We start from the raw sequence: 6,646 nt of genomic DNA, 5'->3' as shown, positions 1-6,646 counted from the left end.
ATGGGGATGTCCACGGTGACCAGCATGCTGCTGAACCGCACCGGGTACCGGTTGCCTATGGCGGCGGGATTTCTTGTGCTGGCCCTGACCACCCTGGGATTGAACCCGTACTGGCGGCCTCCGGCGATCCTGGGCAGGGCGATTCCCACCTTCTGGTGGCTGGCTGCTCTTATTTTTGTATCCGGCATGGGTGTGGGCTTGGTCAGCCCCTCTTCTAACAACGCCGCCATCGAGCTGATGCCCGAGAAAATCAGTGCCATTGCAGGGCTCAGGGGGATGTTCCGGCAGACTGGCGGGGTTATCGGAACGGCAGGCATCGTCCTGGTTCTTTCCCGTTTTCCGGATAAGGTGGCCGGGTTCCGGGCAGTTTTCCTGGGGATGAGCGCCCTGCTGTCGCTGGCGATGCCGCCTATCCGGCTGGTTCCGGACGGGCGCGGGGCTGCGGGGGCCGGTCCCCGGGGCGAAGGGCTCGAAGTTTAGATAGTTTGGATTACCAGGAACCCTTCCGGTGACTTTCTGAATGTAAAAAAATTTAACAACCACCATTAAATGGTAATCTCTGCCACGGTTGACAATGACTGTAATCCATGGTATGGTAAATGTAAATGGGTGCTTCGTTGTTCGACGAGGTGCCCCTTTGCTTTATTATAAGCCTTTCCATAAAATGGCTTGCATGGGGGGAATAAAATGACAAGAGGATTTGAGGTCTCGAAGGCCTTCTTCGAAAACCTCGTAAAGCACTTGGTTGAGGTAGAGGAACAGAAGGATAAACTCCTCGAGGAATATTTCCAGGAACCCTCAAAAGAACGTGACGAACTAGAAAAACTTATTGATAACTACATCAAACATGTCGAATCACTCCTTAAGAAAGCCCATAAGTCAGAAACCGCGAGTGCCTCTCTCCCTTTTGTGACTATCGGAAGTGAGGTTGAAATTCAAGACTTATCCACTCAAGAAGTTCACCGTTTTCGCCTGGTAGCTCCCTTTTCAACAGGTGTAGGAGGCGGCGATATATCATATATCTCACCTGTCGGAAAGGCATTATTGTTAAAGAGGGTTGGAGACGAAGTAACAGTTAATGCGCCAGCTGGAGTATTCCGATACAAGATAAAATCTATTAAGTGGCAAGGCGATTAAGACCACGTATTTGTTTAATTTCTTTTTCCTGGAGTTCGATGGGCGGTTTAATATAAGTCACCCGGAGATTGGTGGTCACCCGATCGGCATCGTGGCTAGAATTGCCCGGTAATGGGATGCTGCAGGTCACGCAGGGATTGCTCTGTGAAGCAAAACCAAAAAAAGACATAAAAAAGGCGGTACCGTCCGGTTAAAGCGATCGCCTCCCCACCTGTCGCGGCTTCCAGGACGGCAGCAAAGGAAAAATTAAGGTTCTTAATCATCTGCTTGAGCCCGCGGCGGACGATGGGCTCGTCATCTGCCAATAAAATCTTCATTTCTCCGGCCATCTCCGGTTGTGAAAGGGATCCGGATCGTCACTTCCGTACCCCTGTTCTTTTCGCTTTTGATGCGGATCCCGTAGCCTTCGCCGAAAAGGGCGAGGCAGCGTTTCTGAACATTCGCCATTCCGATTTCCCCTGCTTCCTCGAATATCTCTTTCCGGTTAAGCCTCCCGGTGATTTTTGCGAGCTCTTCCGGCGTCATTCCGACACCGTTATCCCTCACGTGAAATATCAGATCCCGGCCCCGCACTTCCGCCTGTAACTCCAGGCGGCCGATCCCTTCATAAGGCTCCAATCCGTGGATGAGGGCATTTTCCACCAGGGACTGCAGCGACAGGGCCGGTACCCGGGCATCCAGGAGGGCATCGGGGATATCGATCACTACCTGAAGCCTGTCTTCAAAACGTGTTTTTTGGATGAAGAGGAGACTGTTTACTGCTTCCAACTCATCCCTGAGAGAGGTCAGCAGGTCGTTGACACTGAGCCTGGCGCGGAGCAGGTTGCTCAGGGCATTGATGATATCCGGCGTTTTCCTGGCACCCTCCAAATAAGAAAACATCTGGATCGTATTAAGGGCATTGAACAGAAAATGGGGATTGATCTGCGAACTGAGGGCACGCAATTCCGATTCCAGCAGGGCCTTTTCTATTTCAGCCTGTCTGACTTTTGCCTGGGCAGATCCCAACCGGATGAAACAGTTGCTGATGGCATAAAGGGTCTCCCCAAGCAGCAGGATCTCTTCGCGCTTTTTAACCGGCACTTCTTCGTAATATCTCGACAAACGTTCCCGGTTCAAACCCAGGTCCGCCACCTTCTGCAAGACCTCGCCGGTATCGACGGTACCGTCATCTATTCTTATCTCCCCTGTGGCCAGTGCTCCAATAGGGCCCCGTTCTCCTTGTAAAGGAACGGCAAGGACGTACAAACCGGCATGACAGGGAAAAAGGTGGTGTCTGTGCGGATCGAGGTAAACACATCGCCTGGCAGTCTCCCGGCACCGCTGATAGCCTACCGGATGATTGCGTATGAGGCGGCAGAAATTGCACTGTTGTTTGTTAATCGGGGTGATGACATATGTCCCGGAACAGCTTACATACTTAATCCAGAGCCGATAAAAATTGCTTAAATTCTCGAGCACCGGCTGGATGATATCTTGATTTTGCTGGAATGGGGTGTTATCAAATGTTTCCACAAGCCCACCCCTTGATCTTTTTTATGTATTTACGACCAAGATCTTAATTTTTCCTTCATAAATTACCAGTTCTCTTCCGCTCGATTCTGCGGCTTGAGCCGGAGCAGCCTGATCCCTCCCCAAATATCCTGCTCCGAAAAGCTTAATTATCGGGGAAAGGGGTTACTTACACTCTTTACCAGGTGTAATTCCCGAAACGCTTGATATGTTTGAATTACAGGAATGGCAAATACTGGGGGCGAGCTTCAGAATCGCGCTCTATTGACAAAATTGGATTTCGATGTTAGAATCGATTTCAAATAATTTTATATGGATTAAGCCCATGAAGGGGAAGATTAGGTGGAAGCCCGTCTTGAAGCGAGCCGGTGAGGGTGGAAGACCGGTAGATGGGAACACTGAAGGCCGCCCCGGAGGTGCCTGCCGAAAGAGATTTTTTCAACAGTAGGTACGGACGGTTCCCCCCGGTAAAGGGGACTAAAGTTGAACCTTTAACGGTTAACTAGGGTGGTACCGCGGGAGTTAAACCCCGTCCCTTGAGGACGGGGTTATTTTTTTAAACTTTTTAGCAATCCGTGACTTTTGGGAGAGCGAGGGGGAGCAGAATGCAGACTTTAAGAAAGTCCGGAGAAAATTTTAATGGTTTTATTTCCGAAACCTTGCGGGGGTTGCCGCCGTCAGGGATTCGAAAATTTTTCGATTTGATTGCTCAGACCGAGGGGGTCATTTCTCTTGGTGTGGGCGAGCCTGATTATGTTACACCTGAGCCAATTCGAAGGGCCTGTCTGGAGGCGTTAAAAAAAGGAAAAACAAAGTACACTTCTAACTGCGGAATGCCGGAGTTGCGGGAAGAAATAGCCTTCTATTTGCAGGACAGGTTTAATCTTAGTTACAACCCCGACGAAATCCTTGTTACTGTAGGGGTAAGTGAAGGTGTCGACCTGGCACTCCGGGCCTTGATTAATCCCGGGGACGAGGTTTTAATAGGGGAGCCCTGCTATGTATCTTACGCACCATGTACCGCTTTAGCAGGCGGAAAACCAGTTCTGGTTCCGACAAGGGCTGAAGACGAATTCCGGTTGCGCAAAAAAGATCTTGTGGTCCGAATTACCGATAAAACTAAAATTATTTTGCTCTCTTACCCCAACAACCCAACGGGAGCAATTATGGAGCGTGAGGACCTGGAAGAAATCGCTCAAATTGCAAAAAATTACAACTTGCTGGTTATCTCCGATGAAGTTTATGCGGAGTTGACTTACGGTGCCCGGCATGTTTCAATTGCCGCGCTTCCCGGCATGAAGGAGCGAACGATTTTGCTGAACGGCTTTTCTAAAGCCTTTGCGATGACGGGATGGCGGCTTGGTTTTGCCGCAGGCCCCAGGGGAATTATCGATGCGATGTTAAAAATTCACCAGTATACAATGCTTTGTGCTTCCTCTCTCAGCCAGTACGCTGCTCTCGCTGCTCTCCGGGAGGGAATCCAGTTTGTGGCGGAGATGGTCGGCGAATATGACCTGCGCCGCAAACTCATTGTCAGCGGGTTGCGGCAAATCGGACTTCCCTGTTTTGAGCCTAAAGGAGCTTTTTACGTATTCCCGAGCATCCAGCATACAGGAATGGCATCAGATGAATTTTGCGAACTCCTTTTGATGGAAGAAAAGGTGGCCGTGGTTCCCGGCAATGCTTTTGGGCCCAGTGGGGAGGGATTTATCAGGTGTTGTTATGCCGCCTCCCGGGCTGAGATTGAAGAGGCGCTGGAACGGGTCGACAGGTTTTTGAAGCGACATCGGCTCCCCCGGGTTGCCACTCTGTAAGCAAGGTCTGTCTTGCAGTTTTTTCAGGACGCGGACACGGGCTTCGCATAGCCGTCCGGGCGGCAGCGAAAAACGGCCAGGATACCGGATTTACCCGGACGGATAACAACATATGTCTTGTAACGAAAGACAAAAGGATTTTTTTTGGTTGGGGCGTTAAAAGAACCAAAAAATTAAGCAAGGCAGGACTATCACGGCAGATGCCATTGAAGGACTGGCACGGAAAATGGGTGTGCCTGTCGCGACCTTTAAGGCCACTGTTGCGAGGTATACAACGAATTGGCTCAACTGAAGAAATGCTGGCTACGATCGAGAAGCCTCCGTTCTACGCCTCAAAAGTGGTTCCTGGTCTTCTTACAACTGTAGCTGGCTTGAAAATCAATACCAAAATGCAGGTCTTGGATGAAGGGGGTTGTTTCCCCCTCTTTTTTGTATTTATTTTTTGGCTAATAAAACCTGGATCTCCTGGTGGCTTACTGCGAGCAGCCTTCTGATAAAAGGGTGTTTAGCCCAGGGAATGACTTCACCGAGCGAGAAATAGACGGCGAGTGCCTGTTTTGCTTTGAGGATCATGGGGAAAGTTGCAACTAAACGGAGCAGTTCGCGAAGGATTTCTCTTTTACGAAGAAGGTTCAGGATCTTTTCGAGCCTGACTTCGTCCTCGGGAGTAAACTTGTGGATGTGAAGGGAGCCGGAAAAGTGTTGGAGTTCGTCTGCGGTGAAGTAGACCGGTAGAAGCTGCGGAAGTTCGGCAAGGAGGTCGGCCTTTTCCAGGTAATAGGGGAGATTGGCAATTACTTCCTCCGGACAAAAAGGGATCTCCGCGGCAGGATACGGATTAAAGGGTTTTATTTTTTGAAGTGCTTGATGCAATTGTTTTCTCGCCGGATAAGGTGTTGCGGGATTGTTGAGGGTGACTAAGATAACTTCCCGACAGAGAAACCGGATTTCCCGTAAAACAATAGAAAGGGGACCTTCCAACACGCTGTGTTGGAATTTTTTCAGATGCCTGGCGTAGGACAGAATCCCGGGGTAGAGGCAAGGGAGATGGGCAAGGAGAAAGGAACGCAAACCGGAGAACGTCGAGAGCGCAGGGTGTTTCAGGTAAAGCGTTAAAAACAAGGCGTCCAGGGTTTTCTCGGGGTTTTCCGTTAGAATCTTTCGAAACCGCGCGCGTAAAAAAGGGTAGGCAGGTGCAGTCAAGTGCCATGCTGAAACCAGTTCAGAAAGAAAATTTTTTATGGAAGTATTGGTGTATTGTTCCATCTTCTCCACCGTTGCACTGTGAATCGTCTTTCCTTTTATTTATTTATAGGAGGAGAAGGTTTTATTCAAAAAACCTGTTAGGTGCAGCAGGTTTTTTGAGAGGTTCTGGATAAATAATAATATGTAATGCACATGAGAGAAAGGATGGTATCCGTGGAGGGGTATGGGTTTCATATCCCCGCTCTTTTCAGCAAAGATTTCTTTATGGCAGGATTTACTTTGATTCCCAACCTTCTGATGAAATACAGTGCAAGAATTTCCCTGGGGAGCCTCGACCTTTTGGTGGTTCTTGCCCTTTTTTATTTTCAACAGCAGGGAAATGACGCTCCGGCCCCGGAGGCGTTTAGCAGGCTTCTCGATGTTCCGGAAAACCAGGTTAAAGTAGTCCTGGAGTCTTTGGTGGCGCGCGGTCTGCTTAAAATCGAGGGTGGCAGGTTTGATCTTTCGGGGCTTTTTGAAAAAATTGCCGACCTCTGGGCTGAGGAAAAGGTGCAGGCGCTTCAGGAGATGCGCAAGGAGGCGGCACCAACTGCCCAGGTAAGAACCGCAGGGCGGGCTCAAACACCTTTACTGAGCAACCTCTTCCGGATATTTGAGCAGGAATTCGGGCGGCCTCTTACTCCTATGGAGTGTACGCAGATTATCTGCTGGTATAAGGATGAGGGTTATTCTGAAGAGTTGATTTTAGAGGCCTTAAAGCGGGCGGTTATGAGGGGTATTTTTAATCTGAACTACGTAGACCGGATTCTTTCCCGCTGGGCTCGTAATAATTTAAGGACAACCCAGGAGGTAAACCAATACGAGGAAAGGTATTTTGCCCAGCGCCAGGCTCGAAAAGGAAAGCCAAACCTTGAAGGAACAAAAGAGGATAAAGAAGAAAAATATAAAGATCTTTATTTAACTTAGTCAGGTGAGGC

The 6,646-nt window shown here is 49.4% G+C and carries 7 protein-coding genes and 1 other annotated feature; of the genes, 4 read left to right on the top strand and 3 right to left on the bottom strand.

Annotated features, from left to right (window positions below):
• Positions 1-15: 15 nt before the first annotated feature.
• Both HPY58_01825 and HPY58_01820 read left to right on the top strand, forming a co-directional pair.
• A complete protein-coding gene (locus HPY58_01825; protein ID NPV28397.1) occupies positions 16-480 on the top strand; it encodes a hypothetical protein in 465 nt (154 codons plus the stop codon).
• 207 nt (positions 481-687) lie between these two features.
• Positions 688-1,137, top strand: a complete 450-nt coding sequence (locus tag HPY58_01820) for a GreA/GreB family elongation factor (GenBank protein ID NPV28396.1) — start codon at positions 688-690, stop codon at positions 1,135-1,137.
• Positions 1,138-1,232: 95 nt separating this feature from the next.
• Here HPY58_01820 and HPY58_01815 read toward each other — a convergent pair whose 3' ends face one another.
• A complete protein-coding gene (locus HPY58_01815; GenBank protein NPV28395.1) occupies positions 1,233-1,454 on the bottom strand; it encodes a hypothetical protein in 222 nt (73 codons plus the stop codon).
• On the bottom strand, positions 1,432-2,652 hold the full coding sequence (locus HPY58_01810) for a histidine kinase (protein ID NPV28394.1): 1,221 nt from the start codon (positions 2,650-2,652) through the stop codon (positions 1,432-1,434). The genes HPY58_01815 and HPY58_01810 overlap by 23 nt, the downstream gene beginning before the upstream one ends.
• A 313-nt stretch (positions 2,653-2,965) precedes the next feature.
• Positions 2,966-3,189, top strand: a binding site (T-box leader).
• Between the two features lie 65 nt (positions 3,190-3,254).
• Between HPY58_01810 and HPY58_01805 the strand changes: the two genes are divergently transcribed.
• Positions 3,255-4,463: an aminotransferase class I/II-fold pyridoxal phosphate-dependent enzyme gene (locus tag HPY58_01805; protein ID NPV28393.1), complete on the top strand. Its 1,209-nt coding sequence runs from the start codon at positions 3,255-3,257 to the stop codon at positions 4,461-4,463.
• A gap of 435 nt (positions 4,464-4,898) precedes the next feature.
• Here HPY58_01805 and HPY58_01800 read toward each other — a convergent pair whose 3' ends face one another.
• Positions 4,899-5,336 (bottom strand): hypothetical protein, encoded by a 438-nt coding sequence (locus tag HPY58_01800; GenBank protein ID NPV28392.1) that lies wholly within the window; start codon positions 5,334-5,336, stop codon positions 4,899-4,901.
• A gap of 525 nt (positions 5,337-5,861) precedes the next feature.
• On the opposite strand from HPY58_01800, the gene HPY58_01795 reads away from it, so the two are divergent.
• The gene (locus HPY58_01795) at positions 5,862-6,635 is read left to right on the top strand and encodes a DnaD domain protein (protein NPV28391.1); all 774 of its coding nucleotides are present in this window, start codon (positions 5,862-5,864) and stop codon (positions 6,633-6,635) included.
• The last annotated feature ends 11 nt before the right edge of the window (positions 6,636-6,646 follow it).

The sequence above is a fragment of the Bacillota bacterium genome (assembly GCA_013177945.1).
Taxonomy (GTDB): Bacteria; Bacillota; DSM-12270; order Thermacetogeniales; family Thermacetogeniaceae; genus Ch130.
Note: the sequence above shows the minus strand (reverse complement) of the source record. Positions and strands in the feature narration are given on the sequence as shown.

Excerpts from the sequence above, each read along its gene's own strand:
- HPY58_01820 (NPV28396.1), top strand. The coding sequence starts at position 688 with ATGACAAGAGGATTTGAGGTCTCGAAGGCCTTCTTCGAAAACCTCGTA.
- HPY58_01815 (NPV28395.1), bottom strand. The coding sequence starts at position 1,454 with ATGAAGATTTTATTGGCAGATGACGAGCCCATCGTCCGCCGCGGGCTC.
- HPY58_01805 (NPV28393.1), top strand. The coding sequence starts at position 3,255 with ATGCAGACTTTAAGAAAGTCCGGAGAAAATTTTAATGGTTTTATTTCC.
- HPY58_01795 (NPV28391.1), top strand. The coding sequence starts at position 5,862 with ATGAGAGAAAGGATGGTATCCGTGGAGGGGTATGGGTTTCATATCCCC.